Origin of the sequence: Serratia inhibens, from assembly GCF_003591175.1 — a bacterium.
In the GTDB taxonomy this organism is placed as follows: Bacteria; Pseudomonadota; Gammaproteobacteria; order Enterobacterales; family Enterobacteriaceae; genus Serratia; species Serratia inhibens.
The window spans coordinates 324937-350856 of sequence record NZ_QYYG01000001.1 but is presented as its reverse complement, the minus strand read 5'-3'; the positions used below and the strand labels follow the sequence as shown (position 1 = coordinate 350856).

At 57.9% G+C, this 25920-nt stretch carries 23 protein-coding genes; 15 read left to right on the top strand and 8 right to left on the bottom strand.

Translation table 11 applies throughout. The features are described 5' to 3' along the window. Positions 1-86: 86 nt before the first annotated feature. Positions 87-1601, bottom strand: coding sequence for an MDR family MFS transporter (locus D4100_RS01665; protein ID WP_119802740.1), 1515 nt, complete (start codon positions 1599-1601; stop codon positions 87-89). A gap of 43 nt (positions 1602-1644) precedes the next feature. Between D4100_RS01665 and D4100_RS01660 the strand changes: the two genes are divergently transcribed. Continuing rightward, positions 1645-2352, top strand: coding sequence for a TetR/AcrR family transcriptional regulator (locus D4100_RS01660; protein ID WP_119802738.1), 708 nt, complete (start codon positions 1645-1647; stop codon positions 2350-2352). Positions 2353-2506: 154 nt separating this feature from the next. Then, complete coding sequence (locus D4100_RS01655; RefSeq protein WP_006321938.1) at positions 2507-3556, top strand: type II asparaginase; 1050 nt, start codon at positions 2507-2509, stop codon at positions 3554-3556. 46 nt (positions 3557-3602) lie between these two features. Here the strand turns inward: D4100_RS01655 and D4100_RS01650 are convergent, their stop codons facing one another. Beyond that, positions 3603-4793 carry a benzoate/H(+) symporter BenE family transporter gene (locus tag D4100_RS01650; RefSeq protein ID WP_119804092.1) on the bottom strand — a complete coding sequence of 397 codons (1191 nt, stop codon included), beginning with the start codon at positions 4791-4793 and terminating at the stop codon, positions 3603-3605. A 301-nt stretch (positions 4794-5094) separates the two neighbouring features. Here D4100_RS01650 and D4100_RS01645 point away from each other — a divergent pair, with 301 nt between their 5' ends. Beyond that, positions 5095-6489, top strand: coding sequence for an aminotransferase-like domain-containing protein (locus D4100_RS01645; protein ID WP_006321942.1), 1395 nt, complete (start codon positions 5095-5097; stop codon positions 6487-6489). Positions 6490-6521: 32 nt separating this feature from the next. Here the strand turns inward: D4100_RS01645 and D4100_RS01640 are convergent, their stop codons facing one another. Then, positions 6522-7091 carry a helix-turn-helix domain-containing protein gene (locus D4100_RS01640; RefSeq protein ID WP_119802736.1) on the bottom strand — a complete coding sequence of 190 codons (570 nt, stop codon included), beginning with the start codon at positions 7089-7091 and terminating at the stop codon, positions 6522-6524. Positions 7092-7220: 129 nt separating this feature from the next. Here D4100_RS01640 and D4100_RS01635 point away from each other — a divergent pair, with 129 nt between their 5' ends. Beyond that, positions 7221-8126, top strand: a complete 906-nt coding sequence (locus D4100_RS01635; RefSeq protein WP_119802734.1) for a DMT family transporter — start codon at positions 7221-7223, stop codon at positions 8124-8126. An 8-nt stretch (positions 8127-8134) separates the two neighbouring features. Here D4100_RS01635 and D4100_RS01630 read toward each other — a convergent pair whose 3' ends face one another. Continuing rightward, positions 8135-9004, bottom strand: coding sequence for a LysR family transcriptional regulator (locus D4100_RS01630; RefSeq protein WP_199685629.1), 870 nt, complete (start codon positions 9002-9004; stop codon positions 8135-8137). Positions 9005-9626: 622 nt separating this feature from the next. Here D4100_RS01630 and D4100_RS01625 point away from each other — a divergent pair. From D4100_RS01625 to D4100_RS01590, 8 genes are all read left to right on the top strand, one after another. After that, a complete protein-coding gene (locus D4100_RS01625; RefSeq protein ID WP_119802732.1) occupies positions 9627-10865 on the top strand; it encodes an SfnB family sulfur acquisition oxidoreductase in 1239 nt (412 codons plus the stop codon). An 11-nt stretch (positions 10866-10876) separates the two neighbouring features. After that, positions 10877-12082, top strand: a complete 1206-nt coding sequence (locus D4100_RS01620; protein WP_119802730.1) for an SfnB family sulfur acquisition oxidoreductase — start codon at positions 10877-10879, stop codon at positions 12080-12082. Continuing rightward, positions 12082-13452, top strand: a complete 1371-nt coding sequence (locus D4100_RS01615; protein ID WP_006321949.1) for an LLM class flavin-dependent oxidoreductase — start codon at positions 12082-12084, stop codon at positions 13450-13452. Before D4100_RS01620 ends, D4100_RS01615 begins: the two co-directional genes overlap by 1 nt. Before the next feature lie 29 nt (positions 13453-13481). Beyond that, positions 13482-14294, top strand: coding sequence for a MetQ/NlpA family ABC transporter substrate-binding protein (locus tag D4100_RS01610; RefSeq protein ID WP_006321950.1), 813 nt, complete (start codon positions 13482-13484; stop codon positions 14292-14294). 3 nt (positions 14295-14297) lie between these two features. Further along, positions 14298-15389: a methionine ABC transporter ATP-binding protein gene (locus D4100_RS01605; RefSeq protein WP_119802728.1), complete on the top strand. Its 1092-nt coding sequence runs from the start codon at positions 14298-14300 to the stop codon at positions 15387-15389. Beyond that, positions 15373-16026, top strand: a complete 654-nt coding sequence (locus D4100_RS01600) for a methionine ABC transporter permease (protein ID WP_013812980.1) — start codon at positions 15373-15375, stop codon at positions 16024-16026. Before D4100_RS01605 ends, D4100_RS01600 begins: the two co-directional genes overlap by 17 nt. Positions 16027-16049: 23 nt before the next feature. Beyond that, entirely contained in the window at positions 16050-17000 is a 951-nt protein-coding gene (locus D4100_RS01595; RefSeq protein ID WP_119802726.1) for a sulfonate ABC transporter substrate-binding protein, read from the top strand. Positions 17001-17338: 338 nt separating this feature from the next. Beyond that, complete coding sequence (locus D4100_RS01590; RefSeq protein WP_006321954.1) at positions 17339-17761, top strand: energy transducer TonB; 423 nt, start codon at positions 17339-17341, stop codon at positions 17759-17761. Between the two features lie 206 nt (positions 17762-17967). Here the strand turns inward: D4100_RS01590 and D4100_RS01585 are convergent, their stop codons facing one another. The 4 genes from D4100_RS01585 to D4100_RS01570 all read right to left on the bottom strand — a co-directional run bounded on the left by D4100_RS01585 (position 17968) and on the right by D4100_RS01570 (position 22284). Beyond that, positions 17968-19785 (bottom strand): family 2A encapsulin nanocompartment cargo protein cysteine desulfurase, encoded by a 1818-nt coding sequence (locus D4100_RS01585; RefSeq protein WP_119802724.1) that lies wholly within the window; start codon positions 19783-19785, stop codon positions 17968-17970. Continuing rightward, complete coding sequence (locus D4100_RS01580; protein ID WP_006321956.1) at positions 19760-20692, bottom strand: family 2A encapsulin nanocompartment shell protein; 933 nt, start codon at positions 20690-20692, stop codon at positions 19760-19762. Before D4100_RS01580 ends, D4100_RS01585 begins: the two co-directional genes overlap by 26 nt. 144 nt (positions 20693-20836) lie before the next feature. Continuing rightward, positions 20837-21790: a serine O-acetyltransferase EpsC gene (epsC, locus tag D4100_RS01575; protein WP_119802722.1), complete on the bottom strand. Its 954-nt coding sequence runs from the start codon at positions 21788-21790 to the stop codon at positions 20837-20839. A 53-nt stretch (positions 21791-21843) separates the two neighbouring features. Further along, positions 21844-22284: a rhodanese-like domain-containing protein gene (locus D4100_RS01570; protein ID WP_006321958.1), complete on the bottom strand. Its 441-nt coding sequence runs from the start codon at positions 22282-22284 to the stop codon at positions 21844-21846. A 349-nt stretch (positions 22285-22633) separates the two neighbouring features. On the opposite strand from D4100_RS01570, the gene D4100_RS01565 reads away from it, so the two are divergent. The 3 genes from D4100_RS01565 to D4100_RS01555 all read left to right on the top strand — a co-directional run bounded on the left by D4100_RS01565 (position 22634) and on the right by D4100_RS01555 (position 25841). Continuing rightward, positions 22634-23584 (top strand): 2-hydroxyacid dehydrogenase, encoded by a 951-nt coding sequence (locus D4100_RS01565; protein WP_119804089.1) that lies wholly within the window; start codon positions 22634-22636, stop codon positions 23582-23584. A gap of 126 nt (positions 23585-23710) precedes the next feature. Continuing rightward, positions 23711-25018 (top strand): MFS transporter, encoded by a 1308-nt coding sequence (locus tag D4100_RS01560; protein WP_119802720.1) that lies wholly within the window; start codon positions 23711-23713, stop codon positions 25016-25018. Positions 25019-25106: 88 nt separating this feature from the next. Beyond that, entirely contained in the window at positions 25107-25841 is a 735-nt protein-coding gene (locus tag D4100_RS01555) for a MurR/RpiR family transcriptional regulator (protein WP_006321961.1), read from the top strand. The last annotated feature ends 79 nt before the right edge of the window (positions 25842-25920 follow it).

Sequence of the window (25920 nt, the reverse complement as noted above, 5' to 3'; positions counted from 1 at the left end):
TAGACTCTGGTATTTTTAGTCTGACAGGGTTACGTAAGGATTCGGTAAAAGTCCTTCGCAAAGCATGAGAAACGCCGCTGCAAACCCTACTTTTGCCGTAGAGGCACGTCTTTCAGCAGCCAGGTCAGCGCACAGGCCAGCACCATTACCCAGGCGGCAATCTGGTACACCGAGTGGATCGCCCCGCCGAAAGCCTGCAGATAGTCTTGCTGCAAGGCCGCCGGCAAATGGTGTACCCCAGCTGCGCCCAGAGAACGCGGCAACTGCGCCCCCTCCGGCAACAACACGGCCAGGCGGCTGTGCAGCACGTTGGTAAAAATCGCGCCAAATACCGCCACGCCGATCGAACCGCCAATCGAGCGGAACAACGTGGCGCTGGAGGTCGCAACCCCCATGTGCTGCGGCTCTACGCTGTTTTGCGCCGCCAGAATCATCACCTGCATCACCATGCCCAATCCCAGCCCCAACAGGCTGATATAGAGATACAGCTGGTGCACCGGCGTCGAATTTGTCAGCGTGCCGAGCAGGATCATGCCGGCCAACGCGCACAGGGTGCCGATAATCGGGAAAATACGGTATTTACCCCTTTTACTGATCAGTCTGCCGCTGACGATCGAGCTGATCATAATGCCGCCCATCAGCGGCAACAGCTGCATCCCGGCCTGCGAAGGCGTCGAATCTTTCACCACCTGCAAATACAGCGGCAGGAAGGTTACCGAACCAAACAGCGACATGCCGATGATAAAACCGATCAGGCTGCATAATACAAAGGTGCGATTACGAAACAGCCCCAGCGGAATGATCGGCTCGCTCGCCAGCCGCTCTTCGTAGATAAACCCGCCCAGCGACACCAACCCAAAGGCCAGAATGCACCACAGTTGGCCGTCCGACCAGGCCATGACAGTGCCGCCCTGGCTGGTAAAGAGGATGATGCAGGTCAGCGCCGAGGCGAGGTAAGCCGCCCCCAGATAGTCGATTTGGTGTTTAACCCGGCTGACCCGCGACTGGAATACCGCGCCGATCACCGACAGGGCGAAAACCCCCAGCGGCAGATTGATATAGAAGATCCAGCGCCAGGAGAAATGCTGCACCAGCAACCCGCCGATCAGCGGCCCGATCACCGTCGCCAGGCCAAACACCCCGCCGAACAACCCCTGATAGCGCCCGCGATCGGCCGGTGGGATCACGTCGCCCACCACCGCCATGGTCACCACCAACAAACCGCCGCCACCCAGTCCTTGCAATGCCCGCATCAGGATCAATTGCGTCATGTTCTGCGCCAATCCGCACAACACCGAACCGAGCAAAAACACCACGATGGCGATTTGCAGCACGATCTTGCGGCCGAACAGATCGCCGAACTTGCCATACAACGGCACCACGATGGTCGAAGCCAGCAGATAGGCCGTCACGACCCAGGACAAATTCTCCAACCCGCCGAACTCGCCGACGATGGTCGGCAGCGCGGTCGAGACGATAGTCTGATCGAGCGCCGCCAGCAGCATCACCAGCAGCAGCGCGGAGAACAGCAAACGGATCGAGGGCGCCTGTTCAGATGCCCTGCCGTTATCTTCGTTGCCTGCTGTGTTATCAATGCCCATTCAAGTGAGTCCGCTTGTAATTAATTAACTGAGTAATTAATATATGAGTTATTCTTTTCTCCGGTCAATGGATCTCGCCGCGATGACAGCACAAAACGTTAAAAAAACCGCCTCTCCACGCCGCCCTGGCAGGCCCAGCGGCGCTGCCAACGGGGCAGAGAAACGGGAACATCTGCTCGACACTGCGTTGAATTTGTTCGCCCGCCAGGGCATTGCCGATACCTCGCTGAACGCCATTGCCCGCGAGGCAGGCGTTACCCCGGCGATGCTGCACTACTACTTTCACAACCGCGAACAACTGCTCGATGTGCTGATAGACGAGCGTTTCCTGCCGGTGAGAATTGCCGCCGGCGACGTTTTCGACGCCAACCAGGACGATCCGGTCGCTGCCTTCACCGAGTTGGCACAGCGGTTTATCGATATTTCCATCGCGCATCCGTGGTTCGCCCCGCTGTGGTTGCGCGAAGTGATGAGCGACAGCGGCGTATTGAAGCAGCGGATGGACGAGCGCTTCGGCGACAAACAGCGCAAAACGGCGATGCAATCCATCGTTCGTTGGCAGGCGGAAGGCAAACTGCATGCCGATCTGGAGCCATCCCTGTTGATTGTCACCCTGTTTGGCATGACGCTGCTGCCGCTGGCCACCGCGTCAAAATGGCAGCGCAATAACTCCCTCAGCCCGCTGCGCGCCGAAGACATTGCCCGGCACGCTATTACGTTGCTCACCCACGGCCTCGGGCCGCAACGCTGAAAAGAGATCCATTCTGGTGCGGGCCGCTCCCGCACCGGGTGCAATACCGTCGTTGACCTGCCCGCTTTCCCGCTATTTGCGCCAGTCGCTTAACTGGCACCCTTTTTGCTTTGGCTACTCCGCCTAATTTGGCTTTTTAATCAGGGGTAGCGCTATGTTTCAAATAATTAGAGTGGCATTTGTTTTATTGACCTTAGGTTGCGCCAACGCGGCGACCGCCGCCGGTGAGTTACCGCACATCGTTATTTTGGCCACTGGCGGCACCATTGCCGGCTCGGCAGCCTCCAATACCCAAACCACCGGCTACAAAGCCGGGGCGCTGGGGGTTGAGACGTTGATCGCCGCAGTGCCTGAAATGCAGAAAGTCGCCCGGGTGGACGGCGAGCAGATTGCCAATATCGGCAGTGAAAACATGACCAGCGAGATCCTGCTCAAGCTGTCAAAACGCGTCAACGAACTGCTGGCGCGCGATGACGTCGCCGGCGTGGTGATCACCCACGGCACCGACACGCTGGACGAATCGCCCTACTTCCTTAACCTGACGGTAAAAAGCAACAAGCCGGTGGTGTTCACCGCCGCCATGCGTCCGGCGACCGCCATCAGCGCCGACGGCCCGATGAACCTGCTGGATGCGGTGACCGTTGCCGCCGATAAACAGGCAGCAGGCCGCGGCGTGATGGTGGTGCTGAACGATCGCATTGGCTCCGCCCGCTTCAGCACCAAAACCAACGCCACCACGCTGGACACCTTCAAGGCGCCGGAGGAAGGCTATTTGGGGGTGATTGTCGGCGGCAAACCTTACTTTGAAACCCGGGTGGATAAAATTCACACCACCCGCTCGGTATTTGACGTGCGCAATGTCAGCGCGCTGCCGAAAGTCGACATTATTTACGGTTATCAGGACGATCCTGAATACATGTATGACGCCGCCATTCAGCACAAGGTAGACGGGATTGTTTATGCCGGCACCGGTGCCGGTTCGGTGTCGGTGCGCAGTTCTGCCGGGATCAAGAAAGCGGAAAAAGCCGGCGTGCTGGTCGTTCGCGCCAGCCGCACCGGCAGCGGAGTCGTTCCTGAAGATGCCGGCCAGCCCGGCCTGGTTTCCGACTCGCTCAACCCGGCTAAATCACGCATTCTGTTGATGCTGGCGCTGACCAAAACCCATAACCCGCAGGTGATCCAGGACTATTTCCACACCTATTAACCTGCTCTGTCACGTCCCGGCAACAGGCCGGGACGTCCATGCCGTTTTATCTGGCCAACAGCGGACGGCGGCCAGAAAGCAGAGTCAGGGAGAAATGCGCTGCCAGCCCGAAGATCAACCCCCAGAATACCGACGCCATGCCTAAAAAGTTCATGCCGGATGCGGTGACCAGAAAGGTGATTAATGCCGCTTCCCGCTGCTTCTCGTCGGCCATTGCTCCGGTCAACCCGGTGCTGATTGCGCCAAACAGCGCCAGCCCGGCCAGGGAGATGATCAGCTCCTTGGGCAAGGCGGTAAACACCGAGGCCAGCGTCGCGCCGAAAATCCCCATCACAATGTAGAAAATACCGCTCGCCACGCCGGCGATGTAACGTTTGCTTTTCTCCCGGTGTGCCTCTTCGCTGGTACATATCGCGGCGGTGATGGCCGCCAGATTCACCCCGTGCGAGCCAAAGGGGGCCAGCAACACCGAGGCAATCGCGGTCATCGAGACGATCGGCCGGGCCGGCGTGGCGTAACCTGAGGAGCGCAACACCGCCATGCCGGGTACGTACTGACCGGTCAGCGTTACCAGCGTAAGCGGCAGTGCGATATTAATGATGGCGTGCCAACTCCAGGCCGGGGTAATCAGGACCGGATGCGCGACGCTGACGACAATATCCCCGCTGTGCAACATGCCGCTCATTCCCGCTACTGTACCGCCGGCAAACAGCACGGCGACAATGGCATAGCGTGGCAACAGGCGTTTAAACAACAGATAGGTTACGAACATGGTCATGACCAGCGTCGGTTGCAGTTGAATGGACACAAACAACTCGGCGCCGAAGTGGAATAAAATGCCGGCCAACATGGCGGCGGCAATTGAACGCGGTAATTTACCGATCAGTTTATCGAAGGCGCCGGACAGGCCGATGACGGCGATAATGAGCGAGGAAACGATATAGGCCCCTACCGCCTCGTTGATCGTCACCCCAGGCAATAACCCGACCAGCAGCGCCGCGCCGGGGGTTGACCAGGCGGTGATCACCGGCACCCGCAGGCGCCAACTTAAAACCAGCCCGGTGATGCCGCTGCCGATGGAGATGGCCCAAATCCAGGAGGAGATCACCTCCGTGGACAAGTGCGCCGCACTGGCGGCCTGAAACACGATGATCAACGGGCCGGCGTAAGACACTATCACCGCAATGGCCCCCGCCACTACCGCCGAAAGAGAAAAATCCTGTCGTAATCTGTCCATCATTACCCCTATCAATGCACATCGATTAAATCGATGTAATAAACAAAAAAGAAAGCATCCCGATAAATCAATTTAAAAACAATAAATTACCAACAACCGTTTAAGCAAAATCCATTCAATAACATCAATTGAATCAACTCAATTTAAGTCGATTGTATCCGTGTAATTCTTTCTGTGTTAATACTTATTACATCAATTTAATGGCTGGCTTATACTGTAATCGTCTTATCCTCGCCCTGCTGCCAACACTGCCAGAGCAGGAAACCTGTGGGGACAGCCATTCAAAGCATACAGAGGGCCTATGTGGACACCGCGCTTCAGTGAGAAAAATGCCCCGGTGTATTTGCTGATTGCAGATGCGCTGCAAAATGACATCAACAACGGCGTACTGCCTGCCGGTTCACGTTTGCCTACATTGAAAGAGCTGGCGCAGACGCTGGCCGTTACGCCGGGCACCGTTAATCGCGCCTATGAAGAAGCTGCGCGGCGCGGTCTGGTTCAGGGCGAAGTGGGCCGCGGAACCTTTGTGCTCGCCACGCCTGAAAGGACTATGGAAAACGTTCAGTTGCCGCACTTCAGCCCTTCATCTTCCGCCCGGCGGGATCATATCGATCTGTCGGTGATCAAACCGGAGGTGCAAGCTCAGGAACAGGGGATCCGCACGGCGCTCGAGCATCTGGTCGCCAGCCCGGAACTGGGGTTGGCGCTCGACTATTCGCCGGAAGGCGGGCATCCGGCGCATCGCGATGCCGGCGCCAACTGGCTGCGGCGTTTTTTGCCTGACGTACACTGGCAGCAAGTGGTGTTGACCGCCGGCGCTCAGCACGGTTTGCTGGTCGCCATCAACGCACTGACGGCGCACCAGGATCTTATCCTGTGCGAAGCGCTGTGTTATCCGGGCATTATCTCGCTGGTACACGGCAATGGGCGGCGGTTGCGCGGGGTTGAAATGGATAGCGAGGGCATCGTGCCCGACTCGCTGAGAGCACTGTGCCGCCAGGAAAAACCGGCGATGCTGATCTGCGTGGCGAGCTGCCAAAACCCCACTACGGTGGTGATGTCGAACGCCAGACGGGCCGAAATCGCGCAGATTGCCCGCGAGTTCGATTTTTACATTCTCGATGATGATATTTACGGTTTTCTTACCGCAGAACCGGTCGAGGCACTGTCTTCGTTTGCCCCTGAACGCTCGGTGTACCTGACCAGCCTGTCGAAAAGCATCTCACCGGCGTTGCGCATCGGTTATCTGCATGCGCCGGCGGAAACCCTGTCGCGGCTGACGTCGATGGTGCGAACCAGCATCTGGATGCCTTCCCCGCTTATCGCGCAGTTGGCCAGCAATATCATTACCTCCGGCATTGGGGCTGAAATGCTGCAAACCCAGAGGCAAGAAGCGGCGGCGCGCCAGGCCATCGCCGCAGAGGTTTTCCACGGGCTGGAGGTCGCTTCGCAACCCTATGGCTACCACATTTGGGTCAACCTGCCGGAACCCTGGACCAGCGATGAATTCGCCAATCTGGCGCGCGCTCAGGGGGTGAATATCTCCAGCGGCACGCAATTCCTGGCCGAACGCAGCGGCCACACGCGTGCCGTGCGCATCGTGCTGATGTCGCCAACCAGCCGCAGCGAATTGAAATTTGCCCTGACCAAGCTGCGCAGCATGATCGAATCTGCAGAGCCCCGCCTGTATTACTGAGGCCCTGGCCCGGCGCGCTTTACCGCGCCGGGCTAGCCTTGTTCAATCAGCATCACCGCCGTGGTATCTGCCTCGAGTGCTTCAAAAATGTGCTCCCGATCGGCGGAGTAACTGATGTAATCCCCCGCACTCAACTCCACCGTCTGCTCCGTCGGGCCGATTCGCGCTCTGCCGCTGCTGATAATCACATGCTCAATGGTCCCCGGCATATGGGGGCGTGAAACCCGCGCCTCACCCGGCTGAACGCGCAAACGGTAAATATCTCGCTGTGCCCCCGGTGGACAGGTTGCCAGCAACGTAGCGGCATAGTTGGCCTGTTCGGAAACCGTGGTGACTCCTTCGTTGGCGCGGATCACCTGCACATGCTGGCGCGGTTGAGAGATTAGCCGGCTGACCGGCACGTCGAGGGCCATCGCCAGCGACCACAAGGTTTCCAGGCTCGGGTTACCGCTGCCGGTTTCCAATTGGGAAAGCGTCGATTTTGCGATGCCGGCGCGGCGCGCCAGTTCGGTCACCGACAGCCCCAACCGCTCGCGTTCACGGCGAATGGCGGCTGAAAGCAGGCCGATGGGCGTGCCGATATTGCTGGAGTTGTCGCTCATTGTTCACCATATCATTCATTTGTTCGACTTGACGAACAGGTGCGAGCTGTTCATCATAATGTTCAGTTGTTCATTTTAATGGTGTTCGTCGATAGCGGCAAGCACAGCACTCAATCAGGGAGAAGGTAAATGAAGGCAAACACCCGCGGCGTATTGCAGATGACCCTGGCGATGGTGATCTCCGGCACCGTCGGCTGGCCGGTGATCGCGCTGGGGCAACCGGCGACGACGGTGGTTTTCTGGCGTTGCGCGTTTGGCGCCCTGGCGATGTTGATCGCCTGCGCCCTGCTCGGCCTGTTGAAGAAAGACATGCTGACCCGCCGTCAGGCCGCCATGGCGGTGCTGGGTGGCATGGCGCTGGTGCTGAATTGGACGCTGCTGTTCGGCGCTTATTCCCATGCCTCTATCGCCGTAGCCACGGTGACCTACCACGTTCAGCCCTTTATGCTGGTCGGGTTGGGCGTGCTGTTGTTTGGCGAAAAACTGACGGCGAATAAACTGGGTTGGCTGCTGTTGGCCTTTGGCGGCATGCTGCTGATTATTACCGGCCGCCCAAGCGCTAACGGTTCGGGGTCGGATTACTTTATCGGCGTGCTGTTGGCGTTGGGTGCCGCGTTTATGTATGCGGTGGCGGCGGCGATCGTCAAAGGGCTAAAAACCGTACCGCCGCATTTGATCGTGTTGATTCAGCTCAGCGTCGGGGTGATCGTGCTGGCGCCGTTCGCCGGCCTGGCCCACCTGCCGTCAACGGCCAATGTCTGGCTGCTGTTGGCGACTATCGGCCTGGTGCATACCGGGCTGATGTCCTCACTGCTGTACAGCGCAATCCAGAAAATCCCCACCAGTCTGGTCGGCGCATTGTCATTCATCTACCCGCTGGTAGCGATCATCGTCGATTGGGCGGTATTCGGGCACCACCTCAGCCTGATGCAGCTATTGGGCGCAGCCGCCATCCTGATTGCCGCGGCGGGCATGAACTTTGGCTGGCGGGTGATACGTGCGGGTAAAACCGCCCGGACAGCGGATGGGCAGTAACCGGCGGGTTATTTTTTCAAGGCGTGCAGGCTGACGATCACCTTCTGCAACGCCCTGTTCAGCGGCTTATCCTGGCGCAGCACGATGCCTAAAGTGCGCTCAAGCGCGGGCGCAAGAGATTCTCCCCGGGTGCCGGACAGTGCCATGCGCGGCACAATGCTGTACCCCAACCCGGCGGCAACCATCTCTTTAATCGCCTCGATGCTGCCCAGTTCCATCACCGGCGCCGGTTTAACCCCCGCGCTCAGAAACCAGTCATCAATCAGGCGGCGGGTGCTGCTGCCGGATTCAAAAGCCACCCACGGGAGCGCACCCAGGGTTTGCGGGGTATAGGTAACCGGCAAATCCGGGAAATCTGCCGGGAAAATGACGGCAAATTCGTCCTGCAACAGCGGCGTCAGCTGCAAACTACGGCCATTGGCCGGAAAGGTCACCAACGCGATATCGATGCGGTTTTCTTCCACAGCTTTCAGCATGTCATCGGTGTTGCCGGTGCGTACCCCGACGTTCAACAAGGGGTAAGCCTGTTTCAACTCACGCAGCAGCGTCGGCAGCAAATGGATACAGGCCGTAGCGCCGGTACCCAGGATCACGGTGCCGGCAATCTCCTGCGCGTGGCCGGCCATAGCGCTCAACGCATTATCCACCGCCGTATTGATGTGGCTGATGTGTTCCAGGAGCGCCTCACCGGCGGACGTCGGCCGCACGCGCCTGGCGACCCGCTCCAGCAGCCGAACTTGCAGCCGCTGTTCCAATTGCCGGATCTGCAAGCTGACGGCGGGCTGCGTCAGCCCCAGCAAGTCCCCCGCGGCGGAAAAACTCCCTTGCCTGGCTACCAAGGCAAAGGTCTGAAGCTGATCCAAATTAAGCTTGCCCACCACGACATACCCCTTCTGCAAAATGCCCGATGCCGGTCCCCCACATGAGGAACCGGCATCGTTGAGTGTATCCTTGCGGGCCGTCTTTGTAATCAGGGCGACGGCCAGAGCGGTCTCCCTGTTCGGCAAGCTGGGTAGCCCTTTATGGGCTTTCTTCTCTTTTGCAGAAAAACGGACAGCGGTGAAAGTATTATCCCGAAAACCACAAAAGCTAAGCGAAATAACGTATTCGATCGGTTTTAAAATAACTGTTACCTCTATTAAGCAGACACGGAGGAGGAATTAACGATGACGCGTTATGTGTGGAATAACCGGCTGAAACAGCGCATCCGTTTCAGTTACTGGAATGAGCTGTGCGTCACTGGTTGCGCGGGTAGAGCCTTCTAACTCGCTGATATTCTTTACCGGAGCGGGAAAATCATCCCTCGTCTATCGCAAAGCTAATTAATCGCTAAGCAATGGACTATTTATAATAAGCCTTTACTTTACACCGCAACCTGCAAATTATTATTATCACTTTGTACCCCGCCGCTGTACCAACTTAAATTTTAATTATATTTCATCGCGCTACGCCCGCGGCAGCGCGCTATTTACTGCTGTCTCCCGTATTGAGGACATCGTTATGGTTGTTTCTGTTTCACCTGCGCCGGATGCGGCCAATTTTCCTCCCGCAGAAGAACGGACCCACAGGATTGTTGACGACCAACAGGCGCTGGATGCAGCACGGCAAGTCGCCGTGGCCGCTGCGCCAGAAGCCCATCTGCGTGACCGCCAACGGTGCTATCCGTTGCAACAGCTGGCGCTGTTTACCCAGTCTGGCCTCGGTGGCATTTCCATCCCACGTGAATACGGTGGGCCGGAACTGTCCTTTAGCACGCTGGCGGAGGTATTTCGCCTGATTTCCGCCGTTGATCCGGCGCTGGGGCAAATTCCACAAAACCATTTCGGACTGATTCAGTTAATCCGTGATGCCGGCAGCGAAGAACAGAAACGGCGTATTTTCGCGGCGGTGCTGGCCGGCCAACGCATCGGGAACGGTGGCCCGGAGAAAAACAGCAAGCACACGCTGGATATGCAGAGCCGCTTACGGCAAACCGCAGACGGCCTGCGCTTTACCGGCGACAAATTTTACTCCACCGGCGCGCTGTTCGCTCATATCGTCGCCGCCAAGGCTCTCGACGATCGGCAGCAGCCGGTACTGGCATTGATCCCCCACCCGACTGCCGGCCTGGAGATCGTTGATGACTGGTCCGGCATGGGGCAGCGCACCACCGCCAGCGGCACGATGCGCCTGCGTGAGGTCCTGGTCGATCCGGCCAATGTGATCCCTCTGTTGCCGCTGGCAGAAAAACCGACGATTCAGGGCGCCGTTTCCCAACTGATTCAGGCTGCCATCGATGCCGGCATTGCGCAGGGCGCGCTGGACGAGGCCACCCAGTTTATTCGCGAGCGTTCTCGCCCCTGGATCGATGCAGGTGTCGAACGCAACGCTGACGATCCCTACATCCTGGCCGACGTCGGCCGGCTCAGCATGGAGCTGAGCGCTGCGAACGCCCTGTTGCGCCGTGCGGCGCGGACGCTGGATGAGGTTGACCACCGGCTGGTGACCGCCGAGAGCGCCGCAGCGGCGTCGATCGCAGTCGCCGAAGCCAAGGTGCTGACCACGGAAGTGGCGCTGTTGGCCAGCGAAAAGCTGTTCGAATGGTCCGGCAGCCGCGCCACGTTGGCGGAGCATGGCCTCGATCGCCACTGGCGCAACGCCCGCACCCACACGTTGCACGATCCGGTGCGCTGGAAATACCACGCCATTGGCGAGTACTACCTCAACGGCCGCTTTCCGGCGCGCCATTCGTGGATATAAAGGAGCAGAACATGACCACCCAGGTCGCCCCTCAACGCGTGGCGCAACGCATTACCAGCCCCAAACAGGCGCTGGAGACCGCACACCGGCTGGCGGAGCAATTCAGTCCGACCGCCGCTGAGCGTGACAGCCAACGGCGATTGCCGGTTGCCGAACTGGCAGACCTGTTCGCCTCCGGCCTCGGCGCGATTACCGTGCCGCAAGAATTTGGCGGCCCGGCGTTGTCGAACCGCGTGCTGGCGCAGGTCATCGCTATTCTCAGCCAGGGTGATGCGTCGATCGGCCAGGTGCCGCAAAATCACTATTACGCGCTGGAAGTGCTGCGTGTGAATGGTTCACCGCAGCAGCAACGTCGGCTGTACCAGGAAGCGCTGGACGGAGTGCATTTCGGCAATGCGCTGGCGGAGTTTGCCAGCAAAGCCGCCCACCACCGCAGCACCTCGCTGGCCAGGCATGAAGGCCAATGGCTGCTGTCCGGCCAAAAATTTTACGCTACCGGCGCGTTGTACGCCGGACGCATCCCGACCGCCGCGCGGGGTGATGACGGTAAAGAACAGTTGGTGTTTTTGCCGCGTAATACGCCTGGCCTGAGCATCACCGACGACTGGTCCGGCTTTGGTCAGCGCACCACCGGCAGCGGTAGCGTGACGCTGGAACAGTGCCCGGTCGATGAAGAGGATATCGTGCCCTTCCAAACGGCGTTTGAACGGCCGACGCCGGTTGGCCCGCTGGCGCAAATCATGCATGCCGCCATCGATCAGGGCATCGCCAAAGCCGCGTGGCAGGACATGCTGCAATTTGTTCGCAGCCGTTCGCGCCCGTGGATTGATGCCGGCGTCGAACACGCCAGCGAGGACCCGCTGACGCTGGACCGCATCGGCAAAATTTCCGCCCGCATTCAGGCCGGTGACGCCCTGCTGGCGGTGGCCGGTGACGCTATCGATACAGCTCAGCGCCACAGCGATGCCCTGTCGGTCGCACAAGCCTCGATTGAGGTCGCCACGGCGCGCGCCTGGACCACCGAGGTCGCGCTGGCCGCCGGTAATCTGCTGTTTGAGCTGGCCGGTAGCCGTGCCACGTTGCAGGAAGATAATCTCGATCGCCACTGGCGCAACGCCCGAACCCACACCTTGCACGACCCGGTACGCTGGAAATACCCGGCGATCGGCAATTACGTGCTGAACGGGGTGCTGCCGCCACGCCGGGGGACGCTGTAATGAGCGCCATCGCCAAAGAGGTTCTGCTGAACGCCTTCAACATGAACTGCGTCGGCCATATTCATCACGGCATGTGGACCCATCCGCAGGATCGCTCCACCGAGTTCAACCAGCTCAGCTACTGGACCGAGCTTGCGCAGTTGCTGGAGCGTGGGCTGTTCGACGGGTTGTTTATCGCCGATATCCTCGGCGTTTACGATGTCTATCAGCAAAACATCGCCCTGACCGCCCGCGAGTCGATACAGCTGCCGGTTAACGATCCGCTGCTGCTGGTGTCGGCGATGGCCGGGGTGACCCAACATCTGGGCTTCGGCATTACCGCCAACCTGAGTTACGAAGCGCCCTATCCCTTTGCCCGTCGCTTGTCGACGCTGGACCACCTAACCCAGGGCCGCATCGGCTGGAATATCGTCACCGGCTATCTGGACAGCGCCGCGCGTGCGATGGGGCTGAACGAACAGATCGGTCACGATCGCCGTTACGATCAGGCCGATGAGTTTCTCGACGTGGCCTATCAGTTATGGGAAGGCAGTTGGGAAGATGACGCCGTGTTGGCCGATCGTCAACGGCGGATTTACGCCGATGCGCAGAAGATCCACAAGGTTACCCACCGCGGCGAATTTTATCAGGTGGAGGGCTATCACCTGTCTTCACCTTCGCCGCAGCGTACCCCGCTGCTGTTCCAGGCCGGCAGCTCGGCACGGGGTATTCAGTTCGCCGCCCGCCACGCGGAGTGCACCTTCGTTAACCACGCCACCCCGGCGGTAATGAAAGCGCAGGTGGACAAGCTGCGTACCGCAGCGGTGGCGGCCGGCCGTCAGCGACAGGATTTGAAAGTGTTTATGGGGGTCGGCGTTATCGTTGCGCCAACTGCCACCGAGGCGCAGGACAAATACCGTGAATATCTGCGTTACGCCAGCCCCGAAGCCGGTCTGGCGCATTTTTCCAGCTCGACCGGCATCGATCTTTCACGCTTTGGTCTGGACGACCCGATCCAGGCCGGGCCGACGCAGGCCATTGAGTCGGTAACCCAAACCTACCGCGGTTGGACCCGCCGCCAACTGCTGGAACAGCACGCCATGGGCGGACGTTATCCGTTGGTGGTGGGCGATCCGCAACAGGTGGCGGATACGTTGCTGCAATGGGTGGATCAGGCCGATATCGATGGGTTTAACCTGACGCGCATCGTTAACCCAGGCAGCTACCGCGATTTTATCGATCTGGTGGTGCCGGAGTTGCAAGCGCGTGGCCGCTACAAAACCGCCTACCGCGCCGGCAGCCTGCGGCAAAAGCTGTTTCGACAGCAGGACCGCTTGCCGCACAGCCATCCGGCGGCCGGCTGGCGTCTGGGCGCGTCTTTACCCGTTTGAACCCTTACTTTTTTTGAAGGAACAACTCTATGACAATACACTTTCGGACCTTAACACTGCTGTTTTCGGCTCTGCTGGCACTCTCCGGCGCGGCGGTCGCGGCCAATGACTACAGCGGTGCCCTGAAAGTCGGCACCACCGCCGCCTTCGCCCCACCGCTGGAGGTGGCGGCGGAAGAGGCTCGCAAACAGGGGTTGAAGGTCGATATCATCGAATTCAGCGACTGGACCGCGCCGAACGTCAGCTTGGAAAACGGCGATATCGACGTCAACCTGTTCCAGCACCTGCCGTTCCTGCACAACGCCAATAAAGAAGGCAATTTCCACCTGGTGGCCTATGCCCCGGCGATTATCAATAACGTCGGGCTGTACTCCAAAAAATACCAGAGCATCGCCGATCTGCCGGAGGGCGCCAAAGTGGCGATCGCCAACGACGTGATTAACGGCGGTCGCGGCCTGTTGCTGTTGCAAAAGGCTGGGCTGATTAAGCTCAAACCGGGCTCCGGCCTGCAGGCGACCCAGGCAGATATCGTCAGTAACCCTAAACACATCAAAATTATCGAAGTGGAAGCGGTGCAACTGGCACGCACGCTGGAGGAAGTTGACCTGGCGCAGGGCTATCCGCACTACCTGCGGCTGTCCGGCACCGTCGATCCCAACAGCGCCCTGCTGTTCGACGGTCTGGAAAACCCGGAGTACGTGATCCAGTTCGTGGTCCGCGATGGCCATCAGGACGACCCGCGCCTGCGCAAGTTTGTCGACGTTTACCAGCATTCGCCGGTCGTGCGTGCCAAACTCGACAGTTTCTACGGCAAGCTGTATCAGCCGGGCTGGAGCCAGTAGTTTATGTCCAGCCTGATTTTGCCTAACCCAGACGCCCTCGTCGCCGACGAGGTGGTGCGCCGCCATGATGACACCCACCTGCGCTTTACCCGGCTCAGCAAGCGTTACCCCGGCCAACTGACCGAGGCGCTGAAGGAGATCTCCCTGGGCATTCGCCGTGGGGAGATATTCGGCATTATCGGCCGCAGCGGTGCCGGCAAGTCGTCCCTGATCCGCACCATCAACCGGCTGGAACGCCCCAGCGACGGTAGCGTTGAGGTCGATGGCGTTGATATCGGCCAATTGAATGAAGATCAACTGGTGGCCTACCGGCGGCGCACCGGCATGATTTTCCAGCACTTCAACCTGCTGTCGGCCAAAACCGTCCGGCAGAATATCGAGTTGCCGCTGCGGGTAGCGGGCGTGCCGGTCGCCGAGCGGCGCAGCAGAGTGGACGCATTGCTGGAGCTGGTCGGGCTGAGCGACTACCCGGACGCCTACCCGGCACAGCTTTCCGGCGGGCAGAAACAGCGGGTCGGCATCGCCAGGGCGCTGGTGCATAATCCCGAATTGCTGTTGTGCGATGAAGCCACCTCCGCGCTCGATCCGGAAACCACCCGCGCCATTCTGGCGCTGTTACAGCGTATCAACCGTGAGTTCAACATCACCATCGTGCTGATTACCCATGAAATGGAGGTGATCCATGATATCTGCCACCGGGTAGCGGTGCTGGAACGGGGTAAGATTATCGAATGCGGCCCGGTGTGGCAGGTGTACGGCAACCCGCAGCAGGAAACGACCCGTATCCTGCTGACCCCTTCCCACGATCGCTTGCCGGAGGAATGGGTTGGGCGGATCGCCGCCACGCCTCCCACGCCGGATGCACCGCAATTGATCCGGTTACGCTACCGCGGCCAAGGTGCATCGCTGGAGTTAAACCACGTACTGGCGGCTTTTCAGGGCAGCGTGACGCTGGTGGAAAGCGCCATTGAGCATATTCAGGGGCGCGCCATCGGTTATCTGTTGTTAACCGTGACGCCGTCACCGAATAATCGAACCATTCCGCAGACGCTGGCCGACAGCGTAGAGGTCCTGGGCTATGTCACTGTTGCTTGAACGGCTGTGGGCCGGATTTCTCGATACGTTACTGATGGTGGGCGTTTCTTCCCTGTTGGCGCTGGTGCTGGGATTGCCGCTGGCGATCCTGTTGGTGGTCAGTGAACGCGGCGGATTGTATGAACAGGTTGGCGTTCAGCGGGTGCTCGGCTGGTTGGTGAATCTGTTCCGCTCGATCCCCTTTCTGATCCTGATGGTGGCGCTGATCCCCTTCACCCGCATGATTGTCGGCACCTCTTACGGCGTATGGGCCGCAGTGGTGCCGCTGACCATCGCCGCCATGCCGTTTTTCGCGCGTATCGCCGAAGTCAGTCTGCGAGAGGTGGATCACGGCCTGGTGGAAGCGGCGCAGGCAATGGGTTGCCGCCGTGGGCATATCATTCGCCATGTGCTGCTACCGGAAGCCATGCCTGGCATTGTCAGCGGCTTTACCATCACCCTGGTGACCATGATTAACGCCTCTGCAATGGCCGGTGCAATAGGCGCTGGCGGCCTGGGTGACCTGGCTTACCGTTATGGTTACCAGCGTTTTGACACCCAGGTGATGCTCACCGTCATCGTGGTGTTGGTGGCGCTGGTGACCCTGCTGCAATTTTTTGGCGATCGGCTTTCCCGCCGGTTAAACCATCGTCACTAACCCTTACTGACTGGACATGTGTAATGAAAAAACTGAAAGCCTCGCTGATCGCCGCTTCGCTGCTGTTGGGGACATTCGCTCTGCCGACCGTTGCGGCGCAGGAAAAACCGCAGCAAATCACCATCGGTTACCAGAAAGCCAATATCTTCGCCCTGCTGAAATATCGCGGTACGCTGGAGCAAGCCCTGACGCCGCAGGGCATCAAGGTGCGCTGGATTGAGTTTCCCGCCGGGCCGCAAATGCTCGAAGGGCTGAACGTCGGCAGCATTGATCTTGCGGCTACCGGCGATGCGCCACCGGCCTTTGCCCAGGCAGCCAAAGCCGATTTGATCTATCTGGGGCATTCGCCGGCCAGCCCGAAAACCGAAGCCATAGTGGTGCCGCAGGATTCGTCGATCAAAACCGTTGCCGACCTCAAAGGCAAACGCGTTGCGCTGAACAAAGGCTCCGACGTCAACTACCTGTTGGTCAGCGCACTTGAACAGGCCGGGCTGAGCTACAAAGACGTAACGCCGGTGTATTTGCCGCCGAGTGACGCCCGCGCCGCCTTCCAGCGCGGCAGCGTAGACGCCTGGGTGATTTGGGACCCTTACTACGCCGAGGTGGAAACCCACGCCAATGCCCGCCTGCTGAAGGATGCCGAAGGTCTGGTGCCGCATTACACCTTCTATCTCGCCAGCCGCCACTTTGCCGAAACCTATCCGGACAGCGCAAAATTGGTGATCGACCAGCTAAGTGAACTGAGCGCCTGGGCCAATACCCATCAGGGCGACGCGGCGAAGATCCTGGCGCAAAGCACCGGGTTGGAGCAGGCAATTTGGGCCAGAGCCCTAGCCCGCATGCCGTTCGGCAGCCAACGCATGACGCCGGCGGTATTTGCCGAACAGCAGCAACTGGCCGACAAGTTCACCGCGATTGGCCTGCTGCCGGTCAAGGTAGACGTCAGCGCCGCACGCTGGTCTGAGGATAAGTAACTTGCTGAATATCTTTGTAATAATTCAGCTAAGCAAAGCGATATTCGGCATTTAACCCGCGGGGATATTTTTACTATTATCAGGATATGTCTCTGGAAGCCTTTTCTTTCAGGGCCTGTCTAACGGAGTTTTTGTCCTTGTTTCGTTCGTCGCGAACTTACTTTGGCCGCACTTTTGTGCGGCTTTTCTTTGTGTGGTTAAAAACACGCTAAACGTGCAATTTTCCACGTTATTCAGGCGCCTCCCTCTATAATGTTTCCAGTGAAAATATATGACCCCTACAGGGTGGAATCGGAGTTAAATAGCTCCCTGACAGAAACCTGAACAGGAACCATGACATGACACGTTTTATCCTTATGCCGCTTGCCACTGTTATTCTGGCAGGTTGTGCGCCAATGAAACCCTCAGGATGTGAAAAAACCAGCGCCGTGGGTGATTGTATTTATGTAAGGGGTGCCGAAAACACCACGTCGAAGGTTGTTCAGCCGCCCAATTTGGGCTGTGACGGGCAAGTTTTTTACGAACGTCCGTTTTATCCCGCTGCCGCAATGGCGAAAAAGATTGACGGTAAAATAACAGGTATGTTTGACGTTGATGATAGAGGTAAAGCAAAGAATATCGAACTAACGGGAAATCCCGAATTCTATTATGAAGCGAAAAGCGCTATTGCTCGTAGCTGCTGGAAACCCGGTAGCTTGCATGAAAAAGTCTCGTTTACCTTCAACGTTACCGGTGATGCAACTCTGGGGGCCGGGGGATAAAAAAACCGGCGCAGAGTATTCTGCGCCGGCTGGGTTATCGCGTCTTGGCCTAATAGTGCTGCAGGTGAAGAGCATGCAGAGCACCGATACGCCGTGAATCCGTCCATAGAGGCTCGTATCGCGCGTCCATGCGCTCAACGGTCGGCTAACCTGCATGCTCCCCACCCGTATCAAGCTTGGGGTATCGCGGTATTAAACGCAGTTATTTAGCGCCCTTTCGCCAGCTTGTGCAAGGTTGCCGCCAACAGATCCACTTCCTCGTAGGTATTGTAAAACGCCAGCGATGGCCGCACCGTGGCTTCGACGCCAAAGCGCCGCAGGATCGGTTGGGCACAGTGATGGCCGGAACGCACCGCAATGCCCTCACGGTTAAGCGCGTTGCCCACTTCTTCGGTACGGTAGCCGCTCAGCACAAACGACAGCACGCTGGCCTTGTTGGCTGCGGTGCCAATCAGGCGCAGGCCGGGAATGCGGATCAACTGCCCGGTGGCATACTCCAGCAATTCATGCTCGTAACGGTTGATGTTGTCCAGCCCCAGGCGTTCGACGTAGTCCAACGCCGCCCCCAATCCCACCGCGTCGGCGATGTTGCCGGTGCCGGCTTCAAACCTGGCCGGTGCCGGCTGGTACAGCGTTTTCTCAAAGGTGACATCGGCAATCATATTGCCGCCACCCTGCCACGGCGGCAGGGTTTCCAGCAGCTCCGCCTTGCCGTACACCGCACCGATGCCGGTTGGGCCAAACACCTTATGGCCGGAGAACACGTAAAAATCCGCATCCAGCGCCTGTACGTTAACCTTCAGGTGCGATACCGCCTGTGCGCCGTCCACCAACACCCGAGCGCCGGCCTGATGAGCCAGCGCAATCACCTGCTCGACCGGCGTCACCGTGCCCAGCGCATTGGATACCTGGGTGATCGAAACCAAACGGGTACGCGGCGACAAGAGCTTGCGGTATTCATCCAGCAGAATCTGCCCGCTGTCATCAACCGGGATCACCCGAATTTTGGCCCCCACGCTGGCGGCAAGCTGCTGCCAGGGCACGATGTTGGCATGGTGTTCCAACTGGGAAACCACGATTTCATCGCCCTCGCCGATGTGTTGGCGGCCAAAGGTGTTGGCAATCAGGTTGATGGCTTCCGTTGCCCCTCGGGTAAAGATAATTTCCGCCGGTGATTTGGCCCCCAAAAAACGGGCGACGCTGTTTCTGGCCCCTTCATAGGCGTCCGTTGCCCTGGCGGCCAGCTCATGCGCCGCACGGTGGATATTCGAGTTTTCATGGGCGTAGAAATACGCCAGCCGATCGATAACCACCTGCGGTTTATGGGTGGTGGCGGCGTTATCCAACCACACCAGGGGTTTGCCGTTAACCCGTTCCGCAAGAATGGGAAAGTCGCGGCGTACGGCATGCACATCAAAACTGCTGCGCGGCCGTTGCTGCGGCGCCGTTTCTTGCCGTGGCTGCCCGTGCTCCAGGAAATAATACTGCCCGCTGGTCGCATCTTGCGCTACACCGCTAACCGGCGCGGCGATGGCGGGAAACAGCGATCCGATAACCGACTCCAGCCCACCGTTGACCGCCCCGGCGAAGGGTTGGTCGCTAAGATGCTCCTGCCCGGTCAGCGCCTGGTTCGCCAGACCGTCCAGCCCGGTATCCGGCGGCAAGCGTTTTTGCTGCGTCTGATTTTCGCTCAGAAAATAGAACCCCGCCGTCACCGCCGGATCCCGTGGCTGAGGCAGCGTCGGCGGAGCCAAAAAGGCCTGCCGCTCTGCGCCCTGCTGCCAACCGGACAACGTTTGTGCCTCCAGGCCGTCGGTGGCCAGTGCCGGCTCGAGAGCCGGCGTAGAGATCTGTGGCAACACCGTCGGGGCGCCAGCCGGTTGCAGCCCTGCACCAACCTCACGCCCAGGCAAGGCACTGAAGATCTGATTAGCCAGGTTAGCCAGCGCGTTAACGTCCGGCAATCCGGCTGACGGCTGCGCCTCGTGAGGCAATGAACTACTTGTAACTGTCTGGATAGTCATGATATTTGCTCACATCAACATCGTCTAAAACGGCAACGGCATCTTCAGTCAGAACCGCCAATGAGCAGTAAAGGGAGATCAGGTAGGAGGCTATCGCATTGCGGTTAATCCCCATAAAACGCACCGACAGCCCCGGGCTTTGCTCACCGGCGACGCCCGGCTGGTAAAGGCCAATGACGCCCTGACGTTTTTCCCCGGTGCGCAGCAGGATAATTTTGGTTTTGCCTTCTTCGTCGATGGGCAGCTTATCCGAGGGGATCAGCGGCAAGCCACGCCAGGTGAGAAACTGCGAACCAAACAGACTGACGGTTGGCGGCGGCACGCCACGGCGGGTGCACTCGCGGCCAAAGGCGGCGATGGCTAACGGATGCGCCAGGAAGAAACCGGGTTCTTTCCATACTTTGGTGATCAGTTCGTCCAGATCGTCAGGCGTCGGCGCACCGGTCAGCGTTGAAATACGCTGGGCGTCATCAACGCTTGCCAATAAGCCGTACTCAGGGTTGTTGATCAGTTCGTTTTCCTGGCGCTCTTTAATGGTTTCAATGGTCAGGCGCAACTGCTCACGAATTTGATCGTGCGGGCTGCTGTATAAATCGGAGACGCGGGTATGCACATCCAGAATGGTGGTAACGGCATTGAGAAAATACTCGCGCGGCGCTTCTTCGTAATCCACATAGGTCTGCGGTAATAACCCTTCATCGCGCTGCGAGCAGGCAACCTGAACATTTAACGGGTTCTTGACCTTGTTCAGGCGGAATATCCCTGCCTCGACCGGTGTCCATTGCAGCAAATGCACCAACCAGCGCGGTGTGATAATGGATAATTGCGGGGCGGTTTTTGTCGCGTTAGCCAATTGCCGCGCTGCATTATCCCCTAATGCAAGCCGGGCATCATTTTGTTGAGACATGGTTGTTTCTCCTGAAAAAAATAGGCTGGTGATAAATAATTAATAATTACCGGTTAAATAGCGCGTTAAATAAAATATCGATTTATTGATTTACGTTTCGCAGACCTCACTGCGGACTAATTAACATGATTGAAATGCGCCAAATTAAATACCTGAGCCAAATTCATGACTGTCGCTCTGGATATTTGCCTGACGAATATTACTGCCCGGTTTAACGCTGCGCGTCAGCCAGACGTTGCCGCCAATGGACGACCCTTTGCCAATGGTAATTCTGCCCAACAAAGTGGCACCGGCGTAGATCACCACATCGTCTTCAATAATCGGATGGCGTGGCTGCCCTTTTTGCAGAATGCCGGACTCCTCGGTGACAAAGCGTTTGGCGCCCAGCGTGACCGCCTGATAGAGACGTACCCGCTTGCCGATAATGGCAGTTTCGCCAATCACTACGCCAGTGCCGTGATCGATAAAAAACCCGTCATCGATTTGCGCACCGGGATGAATATCGATCCCGGTTTCACCGTGAGCCTTTTCGGCGATGATGCGCGCCAGCAAAGGAACGCCCGCGAGATAGAAATAGTGCGCCAGCCGGTGGTGGATAATGGCGTTGACGCCGGGGAAACACAGTAGTACCTCGTCCACGCTGCGCGCCGAAGGATCGCCGTGATAAGCGGCCAGAATGTCGCTGTCCAACCGGCGACGGATGGCCGGCAACACGGTGGCGAACTGCCGCACCAGCGTCACTGCCTGCGCATTGAGCGAGTCCCCAGGCTCGGCGTCGTCGCCCTCAGAACGGCTAAACCCCAGAGCAAGGCGCACCTGAATCAACAGCGCATTCAGCACCGCATCCAGCGTATGGCCAACGAAGTAATCTTCGCTTTCATGGCGCAGATCGTCCGGCCCCAATCGCATCGGGAATAAAATCGCCCGTAGCGATTCGGTTATTTCGCCGACCGCACTTTTCGACGGCAGTTCCTTTTGCCCGGAAAGCGACGCCTGGCCACTGCGCTCGCGCCAGGACAGCCGCGCTGAGCGCAGCTCATTAACGATATCGGCAAGTTGCCAGTTGGTATTTTCTTGCGGCTGAGAAAAGCGAGTCATAATTCCCTCTGTTTATGTGATAACACCCAATGACCCACTCGGTTCGAGCACCGTCAGGCTGTCTTTAGCCAGGGCAAATGTCGCGCACCCTCAATCCCGCCTTGCATCCCGTAAGCCTGCGCATAACCGGCTTTCAGGGCGGCCAGCACCGCATCGGCGGAGCGTTTGCCGGTTTGGCACAGCAAGATGACCTGCTGTTGTTTGTCGACAGCTTTGCTTAACTCAAGGAAAAAGCGTGGGTTGCGGATTTTGTTCGAGCCGGTTAACCAGGGAACCTGCACGGATTGCTCAACGTAGCCAAAGGTTTTTCGCTCTTCCGGGGTACGGATGTCCACCAACACCGCCGCCCCGCTGTTGACTAATTGCCAACTGGCTTCCGGCGTCAGATCGCGTTCAAAAACGGCGGTATTTTGGGCGACGTAGTTATCCCTGCCTGGGTTATCCGCATTCACGTTGGAATGGGCGTTAAACCTTTGTGCAGATGCGTAGGACATATTTACCTCCGGCATATTCTCTATTTTTCAGTAGGGTCGTTTTCTTTCATTAACTTCAATTTATTACCCTTTCCGACCAGCAATAAATAACTTTTCATTAGGGCTTATAGTAAAAGCATCTAGCCCGGCTTAGCTAAAATCAGGCTAATGAAAACCAATTATTGGCTTATGAATTTCGATTTTTGCGTGGCCATGTTACAGCGTGCTGTTACCCGTTTTCTCCCGCCGATCACATTACGGGTAACACAGTTTGTTAACACTCTTCAGCGTGATATCTGTCGCAAAACCGCCGTCTGAAAACCGCTTTGATAACAGCAACGAAACAATGGTGTTTTCTGAACAGGTAAAAATGATGACCGATACCCCAAATAACGTGTTGTTAATCGCCCCGGTAATGGACAGCCTGCTTGCCCGCCTTGAGGCCAACTTTGTGGTGCACCCTCTCTACGAACAGGCTGACCCGGCCGCTTTCCTGGCAGCTAATGGCGGAACCTTCACCGCCCTGGTCACCCGCGGCGATATTGGCGTTGCTACGTCGGTACTGGAACAACTGCCGAATCTGGGGCTGATTGCCGTTTTCGGCGTGGGTACCGACGCCATTGACCTGAGTTATACCCGGCAGCACGGCATCGCGGTCACCATCACCTCCGGCGCACTGACGGAAGACGTGGCGGATATGGCGCTGGGGTTGCTGCTGGCAACCGCGCGCCAGCTGTGCCACTACGACCGTTTTGTGCGTGAAGGCCGCTGGCTGCAGGAAGCGCCGGGCCTGTCGGTACAGGTCAGCGGCAAACGCCTCGGTATTTTTGGCATGGGCAACATCGGCCGCGCCATTGCCCAGCGCGCTGCCGGTTTCAACATGCATATTCAATACGCCAGCCACCAACAGGATGGCGCATTACCCTATGCCTACTTCCCTGATCCCCTCTCGCTGGCGCGGGATAGCGACTTCTTTGTTATCGCCATTTCCGGCGGTAAAGACAGCATCGGCCTGGTGGACAAGACGATCTTCAACGCTCTGCCGCCGCACGCGCTGGTGATTAACATTGCCCGCGGCAGCATCGTTAATGAACAGGATCTGATCGATGCCCTGCAAAGCGGCGCCATCGCAGGTGCCGGACTGGACGTCTACGCCGACGAGCCAAGGGTGCCCGCCGCGCTGATTGGCATGAACAACGTGGTGCTGCAACCCCACGTCGCCAGTGGCACGCACGAAACCCGGCAAAAGATGAGCGACATCGTGTTCGCCAACGTCAGTGCCTATTTCGGGCACCAGCCTCTGCCCAACGCTATCGAATAATTAACAGGCTTTACTCATTTTGAACGACAGAACCTTATTTATACCCTATGAATTTCAAGCTGCAGCCAACAACGCTGCGGCTTGAAAGGCGACGGGTATACCTTGTGCCCGCAAAGAGAGATCGCTATGGATAATAAAATCCCCAACACCCGCTGGTTGCGGGTTATTGCCCCGATCCTGATCGCCTGCATTATTTCTTTTATGGACCGGGTTAATATCAGTTTTGCGCTGCCCGGAGGCATGGAAAGTGATTTGGGCATCACCAGCCAGATGGCCGGCCTGGCCAGCGGCATTTTCTTTATCGGTTACCTGTTTTTGCAGGTACCCGGTGGGCGCATCGCGGTTAACGGCAGCGGCAAACGTTTTATCGCCTGGTCTTTGTGCGCGTGGGCGGTAGTTTCGGTGGCCACCGGATTTGTCACCAATCACTATCAATTGCTGGTGCTGCGCTTTGTTCTGGGCATTTCCGAAGGGGGCATGTTGCCGGTGGTGCTGACCATGATCAGTAACTGGTTCCCGGAGAAAGAACTGGGGCGCGCCAACGCTTTCGTCATGATGTTCGCCCCTCTTGGCGGCATGCTTACCGCACCGATCTCCGGTGCCATCATCAATCAGCTCGACTGGCGCTGGCTGTTTATTCTCGAAGGGTTGCTGTCGCTGCTGGTGCTGGCCATCTGGTGGCTGTTGATCAGCGATCGACCGCAGGAGGCGCGTTGGTTGCCGGCCCGCGAGCGTGAATATCTGATAACCGAATTGGCGCGTGAACGCCAGATGCGCAGTAAAGCGCAGCCGGTCAGTAATGCCCCGCTAAGAGATGTGTTTCGCAATAAAGGGCTGATGAAGCTGGTGCTGCTGAACTTCTTTTATCAAACCGGCGATTACGGCTACACCCTGTGGCTGCCCACCATCCTGAAAAATCTCACCGGCGGCAATATGGCCTCGGTCGGATTTCTGGCCATTTTACCCTTCGTCGCCACGCTGCTGGGGATTTACCTGATTTCGGTACTCACCGACAAAACCGGCAAGCGCCGCCTGTGGGTGATGGTTTCACTGTTCTGCTTCGCCGCCGCGCTGTTGGCTTCGGTAGTACTGCGCCATAATGTGGTGGCGGCCTATATCGCCCTGGTGGTCTGCGGATTCTTCCTCAAGGCCGCTACCAGCCCGTTCTGGTCGATGCCTGGCCGCATCGCCTCGGCGGAGGTGGCCGGCGGCGCACGCGGCGTGATCAACGGCCTGGGCAACCTGGGCGGTTTCTGCGGGCCTTATCTGGTGGGCGTGATGATTTATCTGTACGGCCAGAACGTCGCCGTCTGCGGGCTGGCCGTCTCGCTGATTATCGCCGGTATTATCGCCTGGCGCCTGCCGAAGGAGTGCGATCTGACCGGGTCCGAACCGGCACATGACGCCCTGCTGGAAAAGGCTAAACGCGCCTGAAAAGCAACGGAAACCACGAGCGGGCTACGGCAAAATTTGCTATGTTAGCCCGCTGATTAAGCTCTGTTGCCACTAGCCGGATAAGTCTATGTTTACCCATAAAGCAATCGCCGAACTCAACGCGCTGGAAATGATGGTTTATAACTACGTCATCAAAAACAAGAACCCGGTGATGTACATGACGATCCGCGAACTGGCCGAAGCCGCTGGGGTGTCTACCACCACCGTGTTGCGCTTTTGCAAGAAAATGGGGTGCGAGGGGTATTCCGAATTCCGTATCCGTTTCAAGCTGTATCTGGAACAGGCGGAAGTGATGCCGATGGATTTTGGCACCAGTGAAATCATCAGCTTTTTTAAAAGCATCAACAACGACGAGTTTAATCAACAAATCGATCAGGCGGTGCAGCATATCGCCGCGGCGGAACGCATTATTTTCGTCGGCGTAAGCACCTCGGGCGCGTTGGGCAGATACGGTGCGCGTTTCTTTTCCAACGTCGGAAAATTCAGCACCCATATTGACGACCCTTATTACCCGATCAACAGCGATATGTATAAAAGCGCGGTGGCGATTATGCTTTCGGTCTCCGGCGAAACCGAAGAGATCCTGCGTCTCGCCAGCCAGTTCAGCCTGCATCACTGCAAGATTGTCAGCATCACCAACAACGAAACCTCGTCGCTGGCAAAAATTGCGGACTTCAACCTCTCCTACCACGTTCCCCAACAGCTTATTGCCGGCCAACATAATATCACCACCCAGATCCCGGTCATTTACATTATTGAAACCATCGGCAAGCGGCTGGGGAATATTAACGCCGCAAAATAAAACAGCCTGTTTTTTTAATGTGACAAGTTACCGAAGCGACAATTTGTTATATCGTGACTTTTAATTCCAGCTTGTTACT

Excerpts from the sequence above, each read along its gene's own strand:
- D4100_RS01665 (WP_119802740.1), bottom strand. The coding sequence starts at position 1,601 with ATGGGCATTGATAACACAGCAGGCAACGAAGATAACGGCAGGGCATCT.
- D4100_RS01660 (WP_119802738.1), top strand. The coding sequence starts at position 1,645 with ATGAGTTATTCTTTTCTCCGGTCAATGGATCTCGCCGCGATGACAGCA.
- D4100_RS01655 (WP_006321938.1), top strand. The coding sequence starts at position 2,507 with ATGTTTCAAATAATTAGAGTGGCATTTGTTTTATTGACCTTAGGTTGC.
- D4100_RS01650 (WP_119804092.1), bottom strand. The coding sequence starts at position 4,793 with ATGGACAGATTACGACAGGATTTTTCTCTTTCGGCGGTAGTGGCGGGG.
- D4100_RS01645 (WP_006321942.1), top strand. The coding sequence starts at position 5,095 with ATGTGGACACCGCGCTTCAGTGAGAAAAATGCCCCGGTGTATTTGCTG.
- D4100_RS01640 (WP_119802736.1), bottom strand. The coding sequence starts at position 7,091 with ATGAGCGACAACTCCAGCAATATCGGCACGCCCATCGGCCTGCTTTCA.
- D4100_RS01635 (WP_119802734.1), top strand. The coding sequence starts at position 7,221 with ATGAAGGCAAACACCCGCGGCGTATTGCAGATGACCCTGGCGATGGTG.
- D4100_RS01625 (WP_119802732.1), top strand. The coding sequence starts at position 9,627 with ATGGTTGTTTCTGTTTCACCTGCGCCGGATGCGGCCAATTTTCCTCCC.
- D4100_RS01620 (WP_119802730.1), top strand. The coding sequence starts at position 10,877 with ATGACCACCCAGGTCGCCCCTCAACGCGTGGCGCAACGCATTACCAGC.
- D4100_RS01615 (WP_006321949.1), top strand. The coding sequence starts at position 12,082 with ATGAGCGCCATCGCCAAAGAGGTTCTGCTGAACGCCTTCAACATGAAC.
- D4100_RS01610 (WP_006321950.1), top strand. The coding sequence starts at position 13,482 with ATGACAATACACTTTCGGACCTTAACACTGCTGTTTTCGGCTCTGCTG.
- D4100_RS01605 (WP_119802728.1), top strand. The coding sequence starts at position 14,298 with ATGTCCAGCCTGATTTTGCCTAACCCAGACGCCCTCGTCGCCGACGAG.
- D4100_RS01600 (WP_013812980.1), top strand. The coding sequence starts at position 15,373 with ATGTCACTGTTGCTTGAACGGCTGTGGGCCGGATTTCTCGATACGTTA.
- D4100_RS01595 (WP_119802726.1), top strand. The coding sequence starts at position 16,050 with ATGAAAAAACTGAAAGCCTCGCTGATCGCCGCTTCGCTGCTGTTGGGG.
- D4100_RS01590 (WP_006321954.1), top strand. The coding sequence starts at position 17,339 with ATGACACGTTTTATCCTTATGCCGCTTGCCACTGTTATTCTGGCAGGT.
- D4100_RS01585 (WP_119802724.1), bottom strand. The coding sequence starts at position 19,785 with ATGACTATCCAGACAGTTACAAGTAGTTCATTGCCTCACGAGGCGCAG.
- D4100_RS01580 (WP_006321956.1), bottom strand. The coding sequence starts at position 20,692 with ATGTCTCAACAAAATGATGCCCGGCTTGCATTAGGGGATAATGCAGCG.
- epsC (WP_119802722.1), bottom strand. The coding sequence starts at position 21,790 with ATGACTCGCTTTTCTCAGCCGCAAGAAAATACCAACTGGCAACTTGCC.
- D4100_RS01570 (WP_006321958.1), bottom strand. The coding sequence starts at position 22,284 with ATGTCCTACGCATCTGCACAAAGGTTTAACGCCCATTCCAACGTGAAT.
- D4100_RS01565 (WP_119804089.1), top strand. The coding sequence starts at position 22,634 with ATGATGACCGATACCCCAAATAACGTGTTGTTAATCGCCCCGGTAATG.
- D4100_RS01560 (WP_119802720.1), top strand. The coding sequence starts at position 23,711 with ATGGATAATAAAATCCCCAACACCCGCTGGTTGCGGGTTATTGCCCCG.
- D4100_RS01555 (WP_006321961.1), top strand. The coding sequence starts at position 25,107 with ATGTTTACCCATAAAGCAATCGCCGAACTCAACGCGCTGGAAATGATG.